This is a genomic window from Streptomyces polyasparticus (assembly GCF_014493765.1).
GTDB lineage: Bacteria > Actinomycetota > Actinomycetes > Streptomycetales > Streptomycetaceae > Streptomyces > Streptomyces polyasparticus.
Genome location: NZ_JACTVJ010000023.1, coordinates 97,425 through 118,309, shown reverse-complemented (window position 1 = coordinate 118,309; position 20,885 = coordinate 97,425). Strand labels below are relative to the sequence as shown.

Sequence of the window (20,885 nt, the reverse complement as noted above, 5' to 3'; positions counted from 1 at the left end):
GCGCCCCCTCTCCGTATGGACAGGAGTGTGTGCCCACCCCGTACCGGAGGCGGGCACACAAAAGCCCGGATCGAAGATCAGGCAGAGATGCCGTCGATCCGGGCCATCGCATCGTCCGCGCCATATGGCTGCAGGTACGGCAGCCAGCGCGGGTCCCTATGCCCGGTGCCGATGATGCGCCAGGCGAGACCGGTGGGCGGAGCCGGTTTGTGGCGCAGCCGCCAGCCGATCTCCACGAGGTGCCGGTCCGCCTTGACGTGGTTGCAGCGGCGGCAGGACGCCACCACGTTGTCCCAGACGTGGCGACCGCCGCGGCTTTTGGGGATCACGTGGTCGACGCTGGTTGCGACGCCACCGCAGTAAGCACAGCGTCCGCCGTCTCGGGCGAACAGAGCGCGCCGGGTGAGCGGAACGGGCCCCCGATAGGGGACCCGGACGAAGCGCTTCAGCCGGACGACGCTGGGTGCTGGGATGGTGCGGGTCGCACTGTGCAGGAACGCGCCGGATTCCTCGAGGCACATGGCCTTGTTCTCGAGGACGAGGATGAGCGCGCGGCGGAGCGGTACGACGCCGAGCGGCTCGTACGACGCGTTGAGGACCAGGACATGCGGCACCGATGCCTCCTAATACGCCGGCGGCGCGTGGCTCGCGCCGGGACGATCTGTAGCCAGTCTCCCCTCATGGCTGGTCGAAGCGCCACCATGTCCCGGTAACGGGCTCGGAGTGTTTTCGACCACACTCTGTACATCCCCAGGTGAGGAGCGTCTCTCCCCTCTGCATGGCAACGATCCAGGCGCAATGCCCCGTTAGTGTTATTGGTCTGCCCGCGCACACCGCCGACGCTGTCCGGCGGGCAGACCGCTATACGTGGAGGTCCCTGCCGTGTTCTTGTCCGTACTGGCGGCCGCAGATCCCAGCGCGCCACCGACGATCCAGGACGCCCAGAAGTCGGCGGAGAACGCCGCCGGATGGGTCGAGGAGAACTGGTCGACGTGGCTCTCCATCGGGCTGCGCGTGCTGCTCATCCTGGTGATCGCGACCGTGCTCCGGCATTTCGTCCGCAAGGCGATCACCAAGCTCATAGAGCGGATGAACCGCACCGTCCAGGCCGTCGACGGCACCGCGCTCGGCGGGCTGCTCGTCAATGCCGAGCGGCGGCGGCAGCGGTCCGAGGCGATCGGTTCGGTGCTGCGCTCCGTGGCGTCGTTCGTGATCCTCGGGACCGCGGCGCTGATGATCCTCGGCGCGTTCGAGATCGATCTCGCGCCGCTGCTGGCCTCGGCGGGTGTCGCCGGTGTCGCGCTCGGTTTCGGTGCGCGCAACCTGGTGACGGACTTCCTGTCCGGGGTCTTCATGATCATCGAGGACCAGTACGGGGTCGGTGACTCGATCGACGCGGGTGTGGCGTCGGGTGAGGTCGTCGAGGTGGGCCTCAGGGTCACCAAGCTGCGCGGGGACAACGGCGAGATCTGGTACGTGCGCAACGGCGAGGTCAAGCGGATCGGCAACCTGTCGCAGGGCTGGGCCACGGCGCTGGTCGATGTGACGGTGCGGCCGGACGAGGACCTGGACAAGGTGCGGGCGACGCTGGTCGAGGTCGGCGAGGAGATGGCCAAGGAAGAGCCCTGGAACGAGCGGCTCTGGGGTCCGGTGGAAGTGCTCGGGCTCGACGCCGTGTATCTGGACTCGATGGTCGTACGGATCTCCGCGAAGACCATGCCGGGCAAGGCGCTCGGGGTGGAGCGGGAGCTGCGCTGGCGGATCAAGCGGGCCTTCGACGCGGCGGGCATCCGGATCGTGGGCGGGGTGCCGCTCGCCGTCGAGGACGAGGGCGGTCCGGACCCGGCGGCGGGTGTGGCGGCGCCGTCCGCGTACGCGTCGCCGACGTCTCCGCAGTCGGTGGCGGCTACGCCTCTCGCTCCGCCGCCGAGTATGTCGAAGTAGCGGGTTGGCTGGGCGGGCTGGGCTGGGCGGGCTGGGTTCGTCGCCCGGGGTGCGGGCCGGTTGCGCCTGCGGCGGGCTTTCTCCCCCACCCCGCCCCTTCCCGAAACCGGGGGCTGCGCTCCCGGACCCCCTCCTTACGGAGGGGGTTTTTGTTTTGGGGCTTCGCCCCAAGTCCCCTCTTCGCGGGGGCTCCGCCCCCTGCACCCCCGTAGCGGGGCCACCCCGTGAAAGCCGATGCGCAACCCCCGCGGGGGCTCCGCCCCCTGCACCCCCTGGACCTCGGCCAATAACGACTTGGTCTCCCAGCGTGTGCGAGCTCTTGACGGATACCGGAGCGGCGCTGCTACCTTCGCCGTAAGCGATAGGAAACCTTCCTAACAGACAGCCGGGTAGCGTTCCCGGGCGTCGTGAGCAGGGTCGTACGAGGGGGCACCATGGCCGGGACCACACCGGGTACGCCGCGCGTGCTGCGGGCGATGAACGACCGCGCCGCGCTCGACCTGCTGCTCCGGCACGGCCCCCTCTCGCGGACGAAGATCGGCAAGCTCACCGGTCTGTCCAAGCCCACCGCCTCGCAGCTCCTCGCGCGGCTCGAAGCTTCCGGCCTCGTCGTGCAGACCGGCACGAGCGAGGGCCGCCCGGGCCCCAGCGCCCAGCTGTACGCGGTGAACGCGGGAGCCGCCCACGTCGCCGGACTCGACGTCACCCCCGCCCGCATCCTCGCCGGCGTCGCCGACCTGACCGGCACCACCGTCGGCCGGTTCGAGCTGCCCACCCCCGGCCGCGCCGGCCGCGCCGAAGCGGGCGGCGTACGGCAGCAGGTGCTCGAGGCCCTCGACGGCGCCGTCAAGGCCGCCGGCCTCGCCCGCACCGATGTGCACCGCGTCGTCATCGGCACCCCCGGCGCCTTCGACCCCAACACCGGCCGGCTGCGCTATGCGCACCACCTGCCCGGCTGGCACTCCCCCGACCTCCTCGACGAGCTCGCGGCCGCGCTGCCGATGCCCGTCGAGTACGAGAACGACGTCAACCTCGCCGCCGTGGCCGAGCAGCGCCTCGGCGCGGCACAGGAGCACGAGAACTTCGTGCTCCTGTGGAACGAGGAGGGCATCGGTGCCGCCCTCGTCATCAACGGCCGCCTGCACCGCGGCTGGACCGGCGGCGCCGGCGAACTGGGCTTCCTGCCCGTGCCCGGCACACCCCTGGTCCGCCAGGTCGCCAAGACCGGCAGTGGCGGCTACCAGGAGCTGGCCGGTGCGCAGGCCGTCCCCCGTATCGCCAAATCCCTCGGTATCACCGGCACTTCGGAACGCACCCCGCACGCACAGGCCGCCGCCGAGCTCCTGACCCGCGCGTCCGCCGACCCCACCGATCCCCGCCACGCCGAACTGCTCCACCAGACGGCGCACCGGATCGCCACCGGTCTGTCCTCGGTCGTGGCCGTGCTCGACCCCGAACTCATCGTCCTGTCCGGCGGCGTCATGACCGCCGGCGGAGAGGCGCTGCGCGCGCTCATCCAGGCCGAACTCGCCGAGCTGGCCGCATCGCGGCCACAGCTCGTGCTCGGCGAGGTACAGCACCATCCCGTACTGCGCGGGGCGTTGGAGAGCGCACTCGCCGACACCCGCGACGAGGTCTTCGACACCTCGCGCTGACCCCACTGCAGCCCCACGTGCCCCTGAGCACGCCCTAGTAGCTCCAGCACCCCACACACCCACATCCGGCACACCCAGCCCTGCCCGGGGAGACACCGCCATGCCCAGAAACCGCCGCATCAGCGCCGCAGCCATAGCCGCTGCCGCGATATCGCTGCTCGCCACGTCCTGCGTCGGCGCCACCGAGGACGGCGCGAGCGACGACCCGAACGCCAAGACCACGCTGACCTTCTGGCACGGCTGGTCCGCCCCCAGCGAGGTCGAGGCGATCGCCGCGAATGTGAAGGCCTTCGAGAAGGCGCACCCCAACATCAAGGTCAAGGTCGTCAAGGGACTGACCGACGACAAGATCAACCAGGCGCTCAGGGCCGGTGGTTCGAACGCCCCGGACGTCGTCTCGTCCTTCACCACGGACAACGTCGGCCGCTTCTGCTCCTCCAACGCCTTCGCCGATCTGAAGCCCTTCCTCGACAAGGCGAAGATCGACCCGGCGAAGACCTTCCTGCCGCAGATGGCCAAGTACACCGAGCACAACGGCAAGCGCTGCGCGGTGCCGCTGCTCGGTGACGCGTACGGCCTCTACTACAACAAGGACGCGTTCAAGGAGGCCGGCATCACCGAGCCGCCCAAGACGCTCTCCGAGTTCGACAAGGTCGTCAAGAAGCTCACGAAGACCAAGGGCGACGGCTTCGAGCGGCTCGGCTTCATGCCCAGCTATCTCGGTTACGAGACCACGGTCGAGCACTACGGTTCGCAGTTCGGCGTGCAGTACCTGGACGGCGCGGGCAAGTCCAACACCGCCAAGGACCCGGCCGTCAAGAACATGCTGAAGTGGCAGAAGAACCTGGTCGACGACCTGGGCGGCGCCGCGAAGCTCAACAAGTTCCGTACGTCCCTCGGCGACGAGTGGGGTCCCAAGCACCCGTTCCACACCGGCCAGGTCGCCATGCAGCTGGACGGTGAGTGGCGCGGCAAGATGGCCGCCGACGCGGGGCTCGACTTCGAGGTCGGCGCGGCGCCCTTCCCGGTCCCCGACGACCAGGTCGAGGACTACGGCAAGGGCTACCTCTCGGGCACGATCCTGGGCATCGCCAACACCAGCGCGAAGAAGAACGCCGCCTGGGAGCTGGTGAAGTACCTGTCCACGGACACCGAAGCGGTGGTCTCCTTCGCCAACGCGATCCACAACGTGCCCTCCACGCAGGAGGCCATCAAGTCGCCGAAGCTGAACAGCGACCCGGTCTACCGCACGTTCGTCGACATCGCCCAGCACCCCAAGTCCTCGCACGCCCCCTCGTCCGTGAACGGCGGCGCGTTCCTCCTGACGCTGCAGGACTACGCCCTCAAGTACGAGAAGGGCGCGGAGAAGGACATCGACGCGCTGTTGAAGAAGAACGACCAGCAGGTCGACAAGGACAACGAGCAGGCCGGCTGAGGCAGATGAGCACCGTCCCGTACGGGCTGAGGGCGAAGCGTCGCAAGGCGGCGCTTCGTACCCTCGGTTTCCTCTCCCCGTGGCTGATCGGCCTGTCGGTCTTCTTCCTCTACCCGCTCCTGTCCACCGTCTACTTCTCCTTCATGAAGTACGACGGCTTCACGGCCCCGACCTGGGTGGGCCTGAAGAACTGGGCGTATGTCTTCCAGGACAACCCGTTCTTCTGGCCGGCCCTGCGCAACACCTTCTGGCTGATGGTCGTCATGGTGTCGCTGCGCGTGGTCTTCGGCTTGGGCATCGGCCTGCTGATCACGAAGATCAAGACGGGCGCGGGCTTCTTCCGCACCCTGTTCTTCCTGCCGTTCCTCGCTCCCCCGGTGGCGGCGACGATGTCCTTCGTCTTCCTGCTCAACCCGGGTACGGGACCGGTCAACACCCTGCTCGACACGATCGGGATCGAGGGCCCGCAGTGGTTCAACGACGCGTCCTGGTCGAAGCCTTCGCTGACCATCCTCGCCCTGTGGTGCATCGGCGACCTCATGGTCATCTTCATGGCCGCGCTCCTCGACGTACCGAAGGAGCAGTACGAGGCGGCGGATCTGGACGGGGCGAAGGCCTGGCACCGGTTCCGCTACGTGACGCTGCCGAACATCTCGCCGATCGTGCTGTTCTCCGTGGTCACAGGCGTGATCGCGACGATGCAGTACTACACGGAGCCGCTGGTCGCGGCGAAGGTGGCGAGCGGTGTGATCGGCGGCTCGGGCCAGCAGTTCGAGCCCGGCTATCCCGACAAGTCCACGCTCACGGTGCCGCAGGTGATCTACAACCTGGGCTTCCAGCGCTTCGACACGGGCGCGGCCTGTGTGGTGGCCCTGGTGCTCTTCGTGCTCGCCATGGCGTTCACGGCGCTCCTGATGCGCCGGCGCAGCGGCTTCCTCTCGGCGGAGGACTGAGATGACCGACACCACGCTCGCCCCTGTGCAGGCACCGGCGCCCGCTCCCCGTATCGATACATCGGCCGGCCGGAAAGCCAGGCGGAAAGCGGCACTTGAGTGGGTCGCCGTGCACTCGCTCGCGATCGCCGCCGGGCTGTTCTTCCTGCTCCCGTTCGTCTTCGTGTTCCTGACCGCGGTGATGAGCGACGACCAGGCGCTCACCCGCGACCTGTGGCCGAAGACCTGGGAGTGGGGCAACTTCGGCACGGTCTGGGAGACACCGGGCTTTTTGACCTGGTGGAAGAACACCCTCCTGTACGCGGGTCTCGGCACGCTGCTCGCGATCTGCAGCAGCCTGCCGGTGGCGTACGCGCTCGCCAAGTTCCGCTTCCGCGGCCGCAATCTGATGATGATGGCCGTGATCGCGGCGATGATGCTGCCGCCGCAGGTGGTCATCGTGCCGATGTACCTGTTCTGGGCCAAGCAGTTCGATCTGGCCGGCACCCTGTGGCCGCTGATCATCCCGATGGGCTTCGGCAACGCCTTCACGATCTTCCTGCTCCGCCAGTTCCTGCTCACGATCCCCCGTGAATACACGGAGGCCGCGAAGATCGACGGCTGCGGCGAGTTCCGTACGCTGATCCGCGTCGTGGTCCCGATGTGCAGGCCGGCCATCTCGGCCGCCGCCCTGTTCCACTTCTTCTACTCGTGGAACGACTACTTCGGGCCGCAGATCTACGCCTCGGAGAACCCGGCGGCCTGGACCCTCAGTTACGGCCTGGAGTCCTTCAAGGGCGCCCACCAGACCGACTGGAACCTCACCATGGCGGCGACCGTTCTCGTCATGGCACCCGTGATCTTCCTCTTCTTCTTCGCCCAGAAGGCATTCGTCGAGGGTGTCACCCTCACCGGAGTGAAAGGCTGAGCACCGTGAAGCTCGCAGTAGTGGGGGGCGGCTCCACGTACACCCCCGAACTCATCGACGGGTTCGCCCGGTTGCGGGACGTCCTGCCCATCGAGGAGCTCGTGCTCGTCGATCCCGCGGCCGACCGTCTGGAGCTCGTCGGAGGTCTGGCCCGCCGGATCTTCGCCAAGCAGGGGCACCCCGGCCGCATCGTCACCACCTCCGACCTGGACGCGGGCGTGGAGGGAGCGGACGCCGTCCTGCTCCAGCTGCGCGTCGGCGGCCAGGCCGCGCGCAACCAGGACGAGACCTGGCCGCTCGAATGCGGCTGTGTGGGCCAGGAGACCACCGGCGCCGGCGGCCTCGCGAAGGCGCTGCGGACGGTGCCGGTGGTGCTCGACATCGCCGAGCGCGTGCGCCGTACGAACCCGGACGCCTGGATCATCGACTTCACCAACCCGGTGGGGATCGTGACCCGCGCCCTGCTCCAGGCCGGGCACAAGGCCGTCGGCCTGTGCAATGTGGCGATCGGCTTCCAGCGCCGCTGGGCCTCGGCGCTCGGCGTCTCCCCCTCCCAGATCCATCTGGACCACGTGGGCCTGAACCACCTCACCTGGGAGTTCGGTGTCCGCATCGGCGGCCCCGACGGTGAGAACGTGCTGCCGAAGATCCTGGCCGAGGGCGGCGACGAGCTCGCGGACATGCTGAAGCTGCCGCGCACCGTCCTCGACCGGCTCGGCGTCGTGCCCTCGTACTACCTGCGCTACTTCTACGCGCACGACGAGGTCGTACGGGAGCTCGGCACGAAGCCGTCCCGCGCGGCCGAAGTCGCGGAGATGGAGAAGCAGTTGCTCGCCATGTACGGCGACCCGGCCCTCGACGAGAAGCCGGAGCTGCTCGCCAAGCGCGGCGGCGCGTACTACTCGGAGGCGGCCGTGGACCTCGCGGCCTCGCTGCTCGGCGGCGGCGGTTCGCCGCACCAGGTGGTCAACACGTACAACAACGGGACGCTGCCCTTCCTGCCGGACGACGCGGTGATCGAGGTGCAGGCCCGGGTGGGCCGCGACGGCGCGACGCCCCTGGCCGTGCCCGCTCTCGACCCCCTGTACTCGGGTCTGATCTCACATGTGACGGCGTACGAGGACCTGGCGCTCGAAGCCGCGCTGCACGGCGGCCGCGACCGGGTGTTCAAGGCGCTCCTCGCGCACCCCCTCATCGGCCAGTACGACGCGGCCGAAGGCCTCACGGACCGGCTGATCGCACACAACCGGGAGCACCTCGCGTGGGCGTGACGGCAAGTGTGCTCGCGATCGACGCGGGCAACAGCAAGACCGATGTCGCGGTGGTCGGCGAGGACGGCACGGTCCTCGGAACCGCACGCGGCGGAGGGTTCCAGCCGCCCCGGGTGGGCGTCGAGGCCGCCATGGACGCCCTGTCCGTGCCGGTCGCCAAGGCCCTGGACGCGGCCGGCGTGACATCGGTGTCACTGGTCTCGGCCTGTCTGGCCAACGCCGATCTCCCGGTCGAGGAAAGGGAGTTGACCACCGCCGTCGCCGCGCGCGGCTGGGGAGACGCGGCCGCGGTCCGCAACGACACCTTCGCGATCCTGCGGGCGGGCGTGGACCAGCCGCTCGGGGTCGCGGTGGTCTGCGGCGCGGGCATGAACTGCGTGGGCATGACCCCGGACGGCCGCACCGCCCGCTTCCCCGCGATCGGCCGTATCTCCGGTGACTGGGGCGGCGGCTGGGGCCTCGCGGAGGAGGCCCTGTGGTTCGCTGCCCGCGCCGAGGACGGCCGGGGCGACCCCACGGACCTGGCCCGCACGCTGCCCGGGCACTTCGGCCTTCCGACCATGTACGCGCTGATCGAGGCGCTGCATCTGGACCGGATCCCGATGGCGCGCCGGCATGAGCTGACGCCGGTGCTCTTCGCGACGGCGGCTGCGGGCGATGCGGTGGCCCGGTCGATCGTGGACCACCTGGCCGACGAGGTCCTCGCGATGGTGAAGGTGGCCCTGCGCCGCCTCGACCTGCTGTCCACGCCGGTACCCGTGGTGCTGGGCGGGAGCGTGCTGGCGGCCCGGCACCCCCTGCTGGACACGGGGATACGGGAACGTCTGGCCGCGGCGGCTCCGCTGGCCCGGGCCCATGTCGTCACGGCCCGGCCGGTTCTGGGGGCGGCGCTGCTCGGGCTGGACCAGGTGGGAGCGCCGGCCGAAGTGGCTGCCCGGGTGCGGCGGTTCTACGAGAGCCACGGTTCCGGGCCTGCCGCGGTGGCTGTGCCCCACCCCGCAGCCACGGATTGAGCGAGAGGGTCCGTGTTCGGGCCGCGTCGCACCGGCCTGAAACGGACCCTCGAAGGAGTCCGGATTCCGTCTCCGCAAGCCATCGGAACTAGGACAGAAGTTGTCCGCAACGGGTTCTACGGTGGTCTCATCAGCCAAACGAAGGAGCTCGGACCATGACCTTTCTTGTCGCCGGAGCCAGCGGTGCCGTGGGCCGTCGGATCGTCGAGCAGCTGCTGTCGAAGGGAGTGCCGGTCCGCGCGCTGACCCGGGACCCCGCGCGCGTGTCCTTTCCGGAGGGGGTCGAGGTCGTACGCGGCGACCTCACCGATCCGGACAGCCTGGGCCCGGCCTTCGAGGGCGTCACCGGGGTGCACCTGATCACTTTCGGCGGCGCCGCGTACGCCCCGCTGCAGACCGGTCCGCAGATCGTGGCGCTCGCCGAGAAGGCGGGGGTGCGGCGGATCACGGTGCTGCACGGCGGCGGGCCGACCCCGCTGGAGGAGACCATCAAGGCCTCCGGCATCGACTGGACGGTCGTGATGCCGGTCGAGTTCATGTCCAACGCCCTGGTGTGGGCGGACGCCATCCGCACCACCGGCCAGGTCCACGAGCCCTTCGTGGGCCGGCTCAGCGCGATGGTGCACGAGGCGGACATCGGCGCGGTGGCGGCCGAGGCGCTGGTCTCGCCCGGGCACGCCGGCCAGACGTATGTCGTCACCGGGCCCGAAGTCCTCACCCTGCAGGACAAGGTGTCCGCCCTCGCGGCGGCCCGGGGGCGCGCCATCGAACTGGTGGAGCTGAGCGAGGCCGAGGCGCGGGAGCGCTGGGCCGCGCAGGGGCTGCCGGCGGAGACCATCGAGTTCCTGGTGACGGTGTACGGGGACACGCCCGTGGAGGGGCGGACCGTCACGGACGTGGTCCAGCGGGTCACGGGCCGCCCGGCCCGGACCTTCACCGAGTGGGCGGCGGAGCACGCGGACGCCTTCCGCGCCTGAGGCACCTGCGTGAGGGGCGCCTCCCGGAGATCCGGGAGGCGCCCCTCGGTCATGGTGAGGTCAGTTCCAGCCCGGCCACGGCGGCGCGTAGGAGCACCAGTCGTTGGGGCAGCCCGACTTGTACGCCCGCGTCACCGTCTCCGTGACGGAGGTGCCGTCCGTGGCGGTGGCCGTCACGCGCAGGGACACCTGCGACTCGGGCACGCCCGGGACCGTCACGTTCCAGGACCCGCTGCCGCCGCGGGAGACCTCGGCGCCCGCCCACGTAGAGCCGTCGTCCGTGGAGTACGCGACCGAGACCCGGTTGACGGGCGCACCGCGCGAGCCCGCCTGATAGGGGAAGGACACCCCGAACCCGAACTCCTCGCCCACGGCGACGGAGTTGTCCCCGTCGAGGCCCGCGACGTCGTAGCGGACGTCGAGCAGCGGAAGCGCCTGCGACGAAGACGTACGGCCTGAGCGGAACTTCCAGGTGTCGCCGACCTTCGTGCCGAGGTACCACGAGGGGTCGTCCCGCTCGGCCGTGGCGCTCAGGGTGTACCAGTCCGACTGCGCCGGGAGGTCGAAGAGACCGCGCCCGCCATAGCCGTTGCGGCCCACCAACTCGCCGTCGGAGTCCCGCAGTTCGGTCACTCCGGATTCGATCGCCGCGACCGACTCGCTGCGGTGCCCCGCCGCGTCCGAGAACATCGGCACGTCCACGCGCAGCCGGTCCCGGTCGCGCGCGACCGGCGTACGGCCCTCCAGGGTGGTCACCCCGAGCGCGGGCCCGAACGGACCGGACAGCCAGTGGTCACGCGTGACACTCCCCGCCTCGTACACGGTCGGCGCGGTGTACTGGGCGCCGAGCGCCCCCGCCTCGTCGCTCGCGTACTCGAACGTGGCGGTCGTCCACGGCAGTCCGGGCGTGTAGTGCCCGGTGAAGCGGTGCGGCGCCCGGACGACCAGCTGCTGCTGGGCGAGCACGACGCCTTCGTACGTCACCCAGCCGTACACGCCCTTGGGGTCGTTGGGGTAGCCGGTCGTGCGCTGGCTGTGCGCGACGGCCGCGAGATCCTGCTTGCGGTCCGTCCAGCGCGCGCCGCCCGGCACCCCGTCCTCGGAGTGGTGGAAGGTGAAGTACACGTCCTCGGAGTTGCGCTTGCCGACGATCTCCATCCGCAGCGGTCCGTCCGCGAGCCGCTGACGCAGCAGGGTCGCCCCGGAGTCGTCGGCGACCAGGATGTTGTCGCCCTCCTCGGCGTCGAGCCACGAGCCGGCGAAGATCACCGCGGCCGGCTTCTCCGCCATGATCGCCTGGTAGCGGCGGGTGCGCTCGGCACCCGGCGCCTCCCGCTCGGGGGTGAAGAGCACGATCTTGTCGGCGATTTCGAGCCCATCGAGGTCCTTGCCCGTGCCCGCGTCCACGACCTCGCCCTCGACGTCCCAGTGGATGCGGGCGTAGAAGTACGGGGTGACGCGGATGTCGAAGGGCTTGTCGCCGAGCGTCGTCGCGCGAAGCAGCGGCTCCGCCCAGGTGCCGCCCGCGAAGTAGCTCAGACCTTCCATCCGCTCGCTCTGCACGGCGTACGCCTTGAAGTCGCCCTCGAAGATCGGCGTGAGCATCCCGGTCGGACCGGTGCCGGTGTCGGACACCAGGCCCTGGGCGCCGCCGCCGCCGACCACCCGCATCGCCGGGTCGTCGACGCCGAGTTCCACCGGCTTCGCGTCCGAGACGTCGATGGTCACGGACTCGTCGCCGTCGAGCCGTACGTGCTCGGCGAGGGAGACGGTGGACATGGCGGTGGTGACGCCCTGCGCCGTCTCGCGGTACTCCCAGACGTCCGCGAGCAGCCGGTAGTCGCCCTCGGGCAGCGTGACCTGCTCGCTGCCGGTGGTGAAGCCCACGATGTCGGAGGCGCCGGTCTTCTCGTTCTGCCACACGACATGGGTGTACGTGCGGCTCACGCCGTCGCGCAGCGCGCCCGGCGCCAGCGTCAGGGTCGCGCTGTCCGGCTCGGCCTGGATGCCGACGGGGGTGCGCACCCGGCTGCCGTCGCTGCCGCGCGCGGTGATCCAGGCGCCGTACGTGCCCGGCTCCGCGCGGTCGGCGTCGATCGTGACGGTGACCTTGGCGCTGCCGCCCGCGGGGACGGTGAGGTGCCGGGTGGACAGGCTCACGGGGGCCTCGCCGTCGAGCGCGAGGCTCAGACGGGCGTCCCTGGTACCGGAGTTGCGGTAGGTCACCTCACGCGTGACGTCCGCGGCCGCGTCGCCCTGCAGCTTCGCCGAGACGGCGGCCGGTGCGGCCTGCACGCGGGCGTCGAGCGCCGCGGGGATGTCCACGCTGCCGGCGCCCTGCGCGTACACATCGGCCTCGCGCACGGGGTCCGCGCTGCCGACGAGCGCCGCCTTGAGCTGCTGCGCGTCCCAGTCGGGGTGCTTCTGCTTGAGGATCGCCGCGGCGCCCGAGACATGCGGGGTGGCCATCGACGTACCGCTCAGGGAGAGGTAGTTCTCGTTGCCGGCCGCGTCCTCGTGGGTGCCCTTGGCGCGTGCGGCCAGGATCTCGCTGCCGGGTGCGGTGATCTCGGGCTTCACCCCGGCGTCGGCGAGCACCGGGCCCTGCGAGGAGAACGAGGACATCTCGCCCTGCTTGGTGATCGAGCCGACCGTCAGGGCGCTGGGCGCGACACCCGGGGAGCCGACGGAGCCGGGCCTGCCCGCGTTGCCCGCGGCGATCACGAACAGCGGTCCGCCGTCCGCGCTCAGCTGCTCGACCGCCTGCGAGAGCGGGTCGGAGCCGTCGCTGGGGGCGTCCGAGCCGAGCGACATGGACACGATGTCGGCGCCCTGGTCCTTGGCCCACTGCATGCCGTCGAGGATCCAGGAGATGTAGCCGCTGCCGCCGCCGTCGAGCACCTTGCCGTTGATCAGCTCGGCGCCGGGCGCGACGCCCTTGTAGCGGCCGCCGGAGGCCTGGCCGCCGCCCACGATCGTCGAGGCGACATGCGTACCGTGCCCGTTGAAGTCCTGCGGGTCCTCGTCCCAGGTGAAGTCCTTCTGGGCGACGAGGCGGTCCTTGATGTCCGGGTGCGTGGCGTCGGTGCCCGAGTCGAGCACGGCGACCTGTACGCCCTTGCCGTCGAGTCCGCTCTTCCAGGCCTCGGGCGCCCCGGTCATCGGCACGCTCTTGTCGAGACTGGCCTCGACCTTGCCGTCCAGCCACAGCTTGGTGCCCCGGGCGGTGCGGCTCGTCCCGTCGGCGGCTTCCAGGAAGTCCCGCCATACGCCGGCGGCTTCGGACTTCTTGACCGTACGGGCCGTCAGTCCCAGTCCGTCGAACGCGGCCCTGCGGGCGGCGCCCGCCAGTTCGGTCTGCTCGGTCGCGATCAGCGGGATCGTCGTGCGCGAGGCGTCGTCGTAGCCCTCGGCGGCAAGCGTGGTGACGTCGAACAGGGCCCGGTCGAGGCGCCCTTGGGCCAGCGCGTCGGTCGCGTCCACGGGGATCACGTATTCGCGGCCCTCGACCCGCGCACGCGAGAACGCCACGTGCTCGCGGCCCTCGCCCGGCTTCACCGCCGTGACCTGGAGCCCTTCGCCGCTCCCGGTGAGCGACACCTTGTCGCCGCTCAGAAGCGTCACCGTCTTGGTGGCGGGCGGCAGGAAGTCCCGCGGGTTCACCGCGTCCCCTTCGCCGCCCGGTGCCGCGCCCGCCTGGGGCAGCCCGGTCGCGAGCAGAGCGACGGCTGTGGCCGCCACCGTCCCCGCGGATCTTCTCCGTCTTGCCATCCCGACCCCTTACCTGTGCATTCAGGCCAAAGGACCATTGGTGCGGCTGAGTTGGGAGTTGCGCCAGGGGCGGAAGTGGCGACGATCTGCCATGGCACCTTTGTGCCGTTCGGGACAGGAGCCCCCGTACCGATGGAACCGAACCCATCCTCGCGGCGTATTAATGGCGGGGGCCGGTGCGGCGGTGCATGCTGCGCCTGGTACACAGCTCTCAAGCGATGTGCACAGCTCTAGAGCAATTCGAACAAGATCGTGTAAACGATGGCGCGGATGACAGTCCCTGCGGCCATACTTGCGCGTGGAAGACCACGGATGACCAAGGGGGAGGTCAAGCGTGACATACCCGCAAAGCGGCAGCGCGGCGCCGCCGTCCCCGGCCGCGCCGACGCTGCCCGCCGTGCCGCCCCAGGGCGCACCACCGTCGGGACCTGCGGTGATGCCGGAACGGCGGAGCGCGCGAGCCGAGTTGACCGACCGGCTGCGCAGCGCGTCGACCACGGAGCCCGGGCGGCTGCGGATCATCGGCGCGGTGATCGCGGCGCTCGTGATCGCCTTCGGCGCCCTGACGGCCTGGCAGATGGCCGACCGATCGGCCGCAGCCGACGACGTGCTGCACCGCAGTGCGCCGCTGTCCTCGGACGCGGCCGCCATCTACCGCTCGCTCGCCGATGCCAACACGGCGGCGGCCAGCGGCTTCCTGGCGGCGAACGAGGAGTCGCCGACGCTGCGCAAGCGCTATCAGGACGATATGGACATGGCGGCCGAGAAGCTCAGCACCGCCGCGGGCGCAAGCCGTGGTTCCGGACAATCCGCCCGGCACATCGAGAACTTGAACCGGCTGCTTCCCGAGTTCGCCGAGCGCATCGAGTCGGCCCGTACGTACAACCGCCAGGGTCTGCCGCTGGGCGGCGCGTATCTGCGCAATGCCAATGACCTGATGCAGAACGAGATGCTGCCCGAGGCGAAGGCGCTCTACGACGCCGAGAAGAAGCAGCTCAATGCGGACTATGCGGACGCCAAGGCCTATCCGTGGGCGGCCATAGCGCTCGGCGTGGTCGCGATCGGCGGCCTGGTCTGGGCGCAGCGGCGCAACTTCCTGCGGACGAACCGGGTGTTCAACCACGGCATGGTGGTCGCCACCGCGGCCGGCACCGTCGTCCTCCTGTGGCTCGCGGTCGGCCACACCTTCGCCTACAGCGGCCTGTCCGGGTCCTACGACGACGGGGTGCGCTCGCTCAACGCGCTCAATGACGCACGGATCTCCATCCTCCAGGCCCGCAGCAGCGAGAACCTCACGCTGGTCTCGCGCGGCGCGGTCACCGTGCCCGAGGGCAAGCCGAAGGCCGGCGAGGACCTCTACGACGTGCAGTTCCAGGAGCAGATGCTGGCCCTCGGCGACAAGACGAAGGGCACGCTCGGCCAGGCCTGGAAGCTCGCCGAGGACAAGGCCGGCGACGCGCCGGTGGACAAGACGGTGTTCGCGGTGACCGAGTGGAAGAAGCGCCACACGGCCGCCCGCGAACTGGACAACCAGGGTGACTACAGCCAGGCGCTCGCCCGGGTGATCGGTGACAACGGTGATGTGAGCAAGGCGACGGTCGAGTGCTTCGACCTCGCCGACGCCTCGCTGGCCAAGGCCATCGCCCACGAGCAGAAGGACTTCAGGAGCGCCGCCGAGGACGGGCGCGGGGCCATGACCGGACTGCCGGTCGGTGCCGCCGTCCTCGCGGTGCTCGGAGCGACGGGTGCCGTGCTCGGCATCGGACGCAGGCTGTCGGAGTACCGGTGAGAGGGGGCGACGAGATCATGAGCGCTACGGAACGGCAGGGGTACACGGCCCGTATCCGGGCCATGGCCATGGCGGGCCCGCTCTCCCGGCTGCGCGGCTGGGGCGGAGTGGCCGCGATGGCGCTCGCGTGTGTGCTCACGGCGGCGTTCGCACTGCTGCCGCTGCCACGGGTGAGCGACAGTCCTTCCGGAGTGGGCGGCCAGGGTGTCGCGGACGCGCGGCAGGCGCTCGCACCGGACGCGGTGGCGTGCGACGACAAGGAGCCCGAGGTCAGCCTCGGCCCCTCCCCGGACGCGGGCGCCAAGATCCAGGAGATCAACTCCCGTACGGACAAGCCCAAGGGGAAGCTGGTCGTCGGCATCGACCAGAACAGCTATCTGTGGGGCTACCGCAACCCCAACACCGGTGAGCTCGAAGGCTTCGACATCGATCTGGCCACCGCGATCGCGAAGGCCATATTCGGCACGTCCGAGGACGACAAGGGCGTGGAGCGGGTCAACATCGTCTTCCGCGCCGTGCCGACCAACCAGCGCATCCCGATGATCAAGTCCGGCCAGGTCGACATGATCGTGCGCACGATGACGATCAGCTGCAAGCGCAAGGCCGATGTCGCCTTCTCCACCGCGTACTTCGCGACCGGCCAGCAGGTGCTCGCCCCGGAGACCTCGAAGATCACCGGCTTCGACAGCTCGCTCGAGGGCAAGAAGCTCTGCGTCGCATCGGGTTCCACCGCGCAGGGAGCACTTGAGGACAACGACCACGGTGCCGATGAACCTCTCGTGGTCGCCAATCAACTCGACTGTCTGGTAAGGCTGCAGCTCGGTGAGGTGGACGGCGTCGTCACGGACAGCGCGCTGGCCGCCGGCCAGGCCGCACAGGACCCGACGGTCAAGCTGAAGGGCAAACCGCTGGCCACCGAGTACTACGGCATCGCGATGAGCAACGACCCGAAGGCCGAGGACTTGGTGCGCCGCGTCAACTACGAGCTGGACAAGTGGCGCAAGGATCCGAACGGCTGGCAGAAGTCCTACGGCAAGTGGCTCGCGGACGACCTGGGCGCGGCGACCCCGCCGAAGCCCAAGTACAGCGACTGACAGGGCAGTTGACGGGGCAGAGGCGCAGAGAAAAGGAAACCGCCGGGAAGTCCGGCACTGCAGAGAGGTGACACACGGATGGGCGTCACGGGAGCCGCCGGTCCCGTCATGGACCGGGACGAGGTGGACCGTGCGCTGGCACGTCTTGGCGCCGAGCACGAGGCGATCGAGACCTCACTGCTCGCGCTGCAGGACCACGCGGGGCGCAGACTCCTCGAAGGTGCCGAGCTGACCGGCACCACCAAGGAGCGCTGGGCCGCCGCGGAGCAGGAGATCACCCGTCTGTGGGCGTACTTCGACGCGTACACCGACACACTCACCAGCGCCCGCGAGCTGCGCGGCCGCAGGCGCTGGCCGAGCCGCGAGGAGCTGGTGGAGCTCACCGAGCTGCTGCGCGGCGAGTCGGTGACCATCGCAGGGGGCGCTCCCGCCTCGGGGGCGCCCGCTTCGCTGACCGGACCCTCACGGCTCTCGGAGCAGTTCACGCTGAGCGCGCTCGTGGAGCGGATGAACGGCCTGTACGCCTCCTCGCTCGACATGGTCGTCGCCGCGGACGCCGTGTGGTCCGCGCTGCCCGCCCGTATCGATCTGCTCTCCGCCGAGCTGGCCCGCACCCGCGAGCTCGGCAAGGCCGTGGGCGTGCGGCCCGGCGAGCACCCGGCCGGTGACGATCTCGACCGCATCACCCAGGAGCTGACCGCGCTGCGCGCCCAGGTGGTGTCCGACCCGCTCGCGTTCTGGCGGCCCACGCCGGGCTCGTCGGCGCCCGGCGGCGGCAGACCCGACACCGAGCGCTACGACCGTGAGGCGCGCGCCCTGGAAGAGGTGCGCCGCGAGATCGACGCGGTGCTCGGCGTACGCCAGGACGCGGAGCTCAGGCTCGGCAAACTGCGCGATCTGCTCTCGCGCGCGGACCGTACGCTCGCGGAGGCGCGGGCCGCCCGCGGCGAGGTGCTCGCGAAGATCGCCGCATCCGAGGTGCCCGCCGTGAGCGGACCGCCCACCGCGCTGCAGGAGCAGCTGGCGACGGCGGCCGAGTACCGCAGAAGCGCCCAGTGGCACCGGCTCTCCCCGCTGCTCGAATCCCTGGAGCAGAAGGCGGAGAGCGAACTGCTGCGCGCCCGCGAGTCGTTGGAGAAGGTGACCCAGCCGCTCGCCGTGCGCGCCGAGCTGCGCGGCCGGCTCGACGCCTACCGCGCCAAGGTGGCCCGGCACGGCGCCGCCGAGGACCCGCTGCTCATCGAGCGCTATGACGCGGCGCGCCGGATGCTCTGGAGCGCGCCCTGCGACCTGCGTGTGGCCGAGCAGGCGGTGCTCCGCTATCAGCAGGCGGCCGCCGAGGTGCTCTCGCCCCGCGTGCCGCATCAGGGACAGCCGACGGACCGTAGGGGGGACTGACCGTGGAAACCAAGTGCCAGCGGCCGAACTGCACCGGCTCGTACGAGGACATGGGCGGCGGCGAGCTGTACTGCGATACGTGCGGACTCGCCCCGGTCGTCTCGCCGAACGGGATGGTGTCCTCGCCGCCGACCGGGATCACCGGGGGCGGCAAGAACAGCAGTTCCTCGTCGAGTTCGCGCTCCTCCAGCCGTTCCTCGTCGCGTTCCTCGTCCCGTTCGTCGCGGTCGTCCCAGTCGCGCCGTTCGGTCTCGGGCCGGCTCTCGCGCAGCCTGACCCACGGCAGTACGTCCACCCGCAGCGTCTCCGTCCGGTCCACCGGTTCGACGGCCGGCTCGTCGGGGCGCAGCCGGCTCGGTGTCGGCCTTGTCTCGGTGCCCCAGGTGCCGCGGCCCGACCCGCGCGCGATGGTGCAGGACAACCCCGAGGTGCCGGAGAGGAAGCGATTCTGCAGCCGCTCCGACTGCGGCGCCCCGGTGGGCCGCGCCCGCGGTGAGCGCCCCGGACGTACGGAGGGTTTCTGCACCAAGTGCGGCCACCCGTATTCGTTCGTGCCGAAGCTCGGCGCCGGTGACATCGTGCACGGCCAGTACGAGGTGGTCGGCTGTCTCGCGCACGGCGGCCTCGGCTGGGTCTACCTCGCCGTCGACCGCGCGGTCTCCGACCGCTGGGTGGTCCTCAAGGGCCTGCTCGACACCGGCGACCAGGACGCGATGGAGGCGGCGATCTCCGAGCGGCGCTTCCTCGCCGAGATCGAGCACTCCAACATCGTCCGTATCTACAACTTCGTCGAGCACCTCGACCAGCGCACCGGCTCCCTCGACGGCTACATCGTCATGGAGTACGTGGGCGGCAAGTCGCTCAAGGAGATCGCCAACGGGCGGCGCACCCCCGACGGCAAGCGCGACCCGCTGCCGGTCGAGCAGGCCTGCGCGTACGGCATCGAGGCGCTGGAAGCCCTCGGCCATCTGCACAGCCGCAACCTCCTCTACTGCGACTTCAAGGTCGACAACGCGATCCAGACCGAGGACCAGCTCAAGCTGATCGACATGGGCGCGGTCCGGCGCATGGACGACGAGGAGTCGGCGATCTACGGCACGGTCGGCTACCAGGCGCCCGAGGTCGCCGAGGTCGGACCGTCCATCGCCTCCGACCTGTACACGGTCGCGCGCACGCTCGCGGTCCTGACCTTCGACTTCCAGGGCTATACGAACGTCTTCGTGGACTCGCTGCCCGACCCGGACAACATCGAGGTCTTCCGCAAGTACGAGTCCTTCTACCGCCTCCTCGTACGGGCCACCGACCCCGACCCGGCCCGCCGTTTCTCCTCGGCGCAGGAGATGGCCGAGCAGCTGACGGGTGTCCTGCGCGAAGTCGTGGCACTCCAGACGGGCCGGCCGCGGCCCGCCCTGTCCACGCTGTTCGGGTCCGAAGTGCGCGTCACGGACACCGAGTTGTTCCGCGACCAGGACGGCGAGGTCTCCAAGCTGGGCGTGCGGGCGGTACCGACGGGCCGCAAGGCGCGGCGCAACGGGACGGCGGCGCTCCCGACCGCGGCGCTTCCCGCAGCCAACGGTTCGGGAGCGGCGCTCGGCCCCGGCGTGGCCACACCCCCGATCCCCTCGCAGCCCGCGCCGCTGTCCCCCACGGGGGCCGCGCCCCCGCCGCCGTCCCTGTACGCCTCGGCACCCGGCGCCCCGCCGCCCTCCACGCTGCCCGCACCCGCGGCCCACGGCTCCCTGGTGAAGGCGCTCGCGCACGCCGCGACCGCCCTGGCCCTGCCCGTGCCGCGGGTCGACCCGGGCGACCCCAACGCGGGATTTCTCGCGGGCCTGATGGCCGCGGCCCCTGCCGAGCTGATCACGGCCCTGCACGCGGCGCCCGCCACCTCCCTGGAGCTGCGCCTGCGCGAGCTGCGCGCCCTGTTGGAGATGACCGAACAGGCGCCCGCGGCCCAGCTGTTGGAGAACCTGGAGCGCGCGCACCCGGACGACTGGCGCGTGGTCTGGTACCGCGGTGTGGTGTCGCTCACGACCGGGGACTTCGAGACGGCGGCGCTCTCCTTCGACGCGATCTACGACGCGTTCCCGGGCGAACCGGCCCCCAAGCTGGCCCTGGGCGTCTGCGCCGAGGTGCTCGACCAGCTCGACAACGCCGCCGAGTACTACCGCCTCGTATGGACCACGGACCCCAGTTACGTGAGCGCGGCCTTCGGGCTCGCCCGCGTCCAGCTGGCCGCCGGGGACCGGCGCAGCGCGGTGCGTACCCTGGAGTCCGTACCGGAGGCATCCATTCACTACACGGCGGCGCGTGTCGCGGCCGTACGGGCCCGGCTCCGGGACCAGGCGGTGCACGAACCGCTGCTCGACGATCTGACCGCGGCCGCGGGACAGGTCGAGGCGCTGCAGCAGTTCGGGCTCGACGCCGTGCGCCGCGAGCAGTTGTCGGCCGAGGTCCTGGGTACCGCGCTCGACTGGGTACTCTCCGGTAGCCGCGGCGCGGCGCCACCGCAGGGACCTTCGGGCTCCCGGCTGCTCGGCAGCACCCTCGACGAGCGGGGCCTCAGGTTCGGGCTCGAACGGTCGTACCGGATGCTGGCGCGCCTGGCGCAGCGCGGTGACGAGAGGATCGAACTGGTGGAGCGGGCCAACCGTTTCCGCCCCCGGACGTGGGTGTGA

Annotated in this window: 14 protein-coding genes; 12 read left to right on the top strand and 2 right to left on the bottom strand. The window is 70.6% G+C overall.

Annotated elements, in window-relative coordinates; translation table 11 throughout:
- Positions 1-77 precede the first annotated feature (77 nt).
- Positions 78-614, bottom strand: coding sequence for an HNH endonuclease (locus H9Y04_RS36640; RefSeq protein WP_187818512.1), 537 nt, complete (start codon positions 612-614; stop codon positions 78-80).
- A gap of 268 nt (positions 615-882) precedes the next feature.
- On the opposite strand from H9Y04_RS36640, the gene H9Y04_RS36635 reads away from it, so the two are divergent.
- From H9Y04_RS36635 to H9Y04_RS36600, 8 genes are all read left to right on the top strand, one after another.
- On the top strand, positions 883-1,944 hold the full coding sequence (locus tag H9Y04_RS36635) for a mechanosensitive ion channel family protein (protein WP_187818511.1): 1,062 nt from the start codon (positions 883-885) through the stop codon (positions 1,942-1,944).
- A 434-nt stretch (positions 1,945-2,378) separates the two neighbouring features.
- Positions 2,379-3,599, top strand: coding sequence for an ROK family transcriptional regulator (locus H9Y04_RS36630; RefSeq protein ID WP_187818510.1), 1,221 nt, complete (start codon positions 2,379-2,381; stop codon positions 3,597-3,599).
- A 100-nt stretch (positions 3,600-3,699) separates the two neighbouring features.
- The gene (locus H9Y04_RS36625; protein WP_187818509.1) at positions 3,700-5,034 is read left to right on the top strand and encodes an ABC transporter substrate-binding protein; all 1,335 of its coding nucleotides are present in this window, start codon (positions 3,700-3,702) and stop codon (positions 5,032-5,034) included.
- 5 nt (positions 5,035-5,039) lie between these two features.
- A complete protein-coding gene (locus H9Y04_RS36620) occupies positions 5,040-5,987 on the top strand; it encodes a carbohydrate ABC transporter permease (RefSeq protein ID WP_187818508.1) in 948 nt (315 codons plus the stop codon).
- A 1-nt stretch (position 5,988) separates the two neighbouring features.
- Positions 5,989-6,894, top strand: a complete 906-nt coding sequence (locus H9Y04_RS36615) for a carbohydrate ABC transporter permease (RefSeq protein ID WP_187818507.1) — start codon at positions 5,989-5,991, stop codon at positions 6,892-6,894.
- A 5-nt stretch (positions 6,895-6,899) separates the two neighbouring features.
- Positions 6,900-8,165: a 6-phospho-beta-glucosidase gene (locus H9Y04_RS36610; RefSeq protein WP_187818506.1), complete on the top strand. Its 1,266-nt coding sequence runs from the start codon at positions 6,900-6,902 to the stop codon at positions 8,163-8,165.
- The gene (locus tag H9Y04_RS36605) at positions 8,156-9,178 is read left to right on the top strand and encodes an N-acetylglucosamine kinase (RefSeq protein WP_187818505.1); all 1,023 of its coding nucleotides are present in this window, start codon (positions 8,156-8,158) and stop codon (positions 9,176-9,178) included. Before H9Y04_RS36610 ends, H9Y04_RS36605 begins: the two co-directional genes overlap by 10 nt.
- A gap of 155 nt (positions 9,179-9,333) precedes the next feature.
- Positions 9,334-10,155 carry an NAD(P)H-binding protein gene (locus tag H9Y04_RS36600; RefSeq protein WP_187818504.1) on the top strand — a complete coding sequence of 274 codons (822 nt, stop codon included), beginning with the start codon at positions 9,334-9,336 and terminating at the stop codon, positions 10,153-10,155.
- A 60-nt stretch (positions 10,156-10,215) separates the two neighbouring features.
- Here the strand turns inward: H9Y04_RS36600 and H9Y04_RS36595 are convergent, their stop codons facing one another.
- Positions 10,216-13,926 (bottom strand): S8 family peptidase, encoded by a 3,711-nt coding sequence (locus tag H9Y04_RS36595; RefSeq protein WP_187818503.1) that lies wholly within the window; start codon positions 13,924-13,926, stop codon positions 10,216-10,218.
- Positions 13,927-14,260: 334 nt separating this feature from the next.
- On the opposite strand from H9Y04_RS36595, the gene H9Y04_RS36590 reads away from it, so the two are divergent.
- From H9Y04_RS36590 to H9Y04_RS36575, 4 genes are all read left to right on the top strand, one after another.
- Complete coding sequence (locus H9Y04_RS36590; protein WP_187818502.1) at positions 14,261-15,715, top strand: GlnX family signal transduction membrane protein; 1,455 nt, start codon at positions 14,261-14,263, stop codon at positions 15,713-15,715.
- Positions 15,716-15,777: 62 nt separating this feature from the next.
- Positions 15,778-16,809, top strand: a complete 1,032-nt coding sequence (locus H9Y04_RS36585) for a glutamate ABC transporter substrate-binding protein (protein WP_498067171.1) — start codon at positions 15,778-15,780, stop codon at positions 16,807-16,809.
- Positions 16,810-16,887: 78 nt separating this feature from the next.
- The gene (locus H9Y04_RS36580; protein ID WP_187818501.1) at positions 16,888-18,207 is read left to right on the top strand and encodes a coiled-coil domain-containing protein; all 1,320 of its coding nucleotides are present in this window, start codon (positions 16,888-16,890) and stop codon (positions 18,205-18,207) included.
- A 2-nt stretch (positions 18,208-18,209) separates the two neighbouring features.
- Entirely contained in the window at positions 18,210-20,885 is a 2,676-nt protein-coding gene (locus H9Y04_RS36575) for a serine/threonine-protein kinase (RefSeq protein WP_187818500.1), read from the top strand.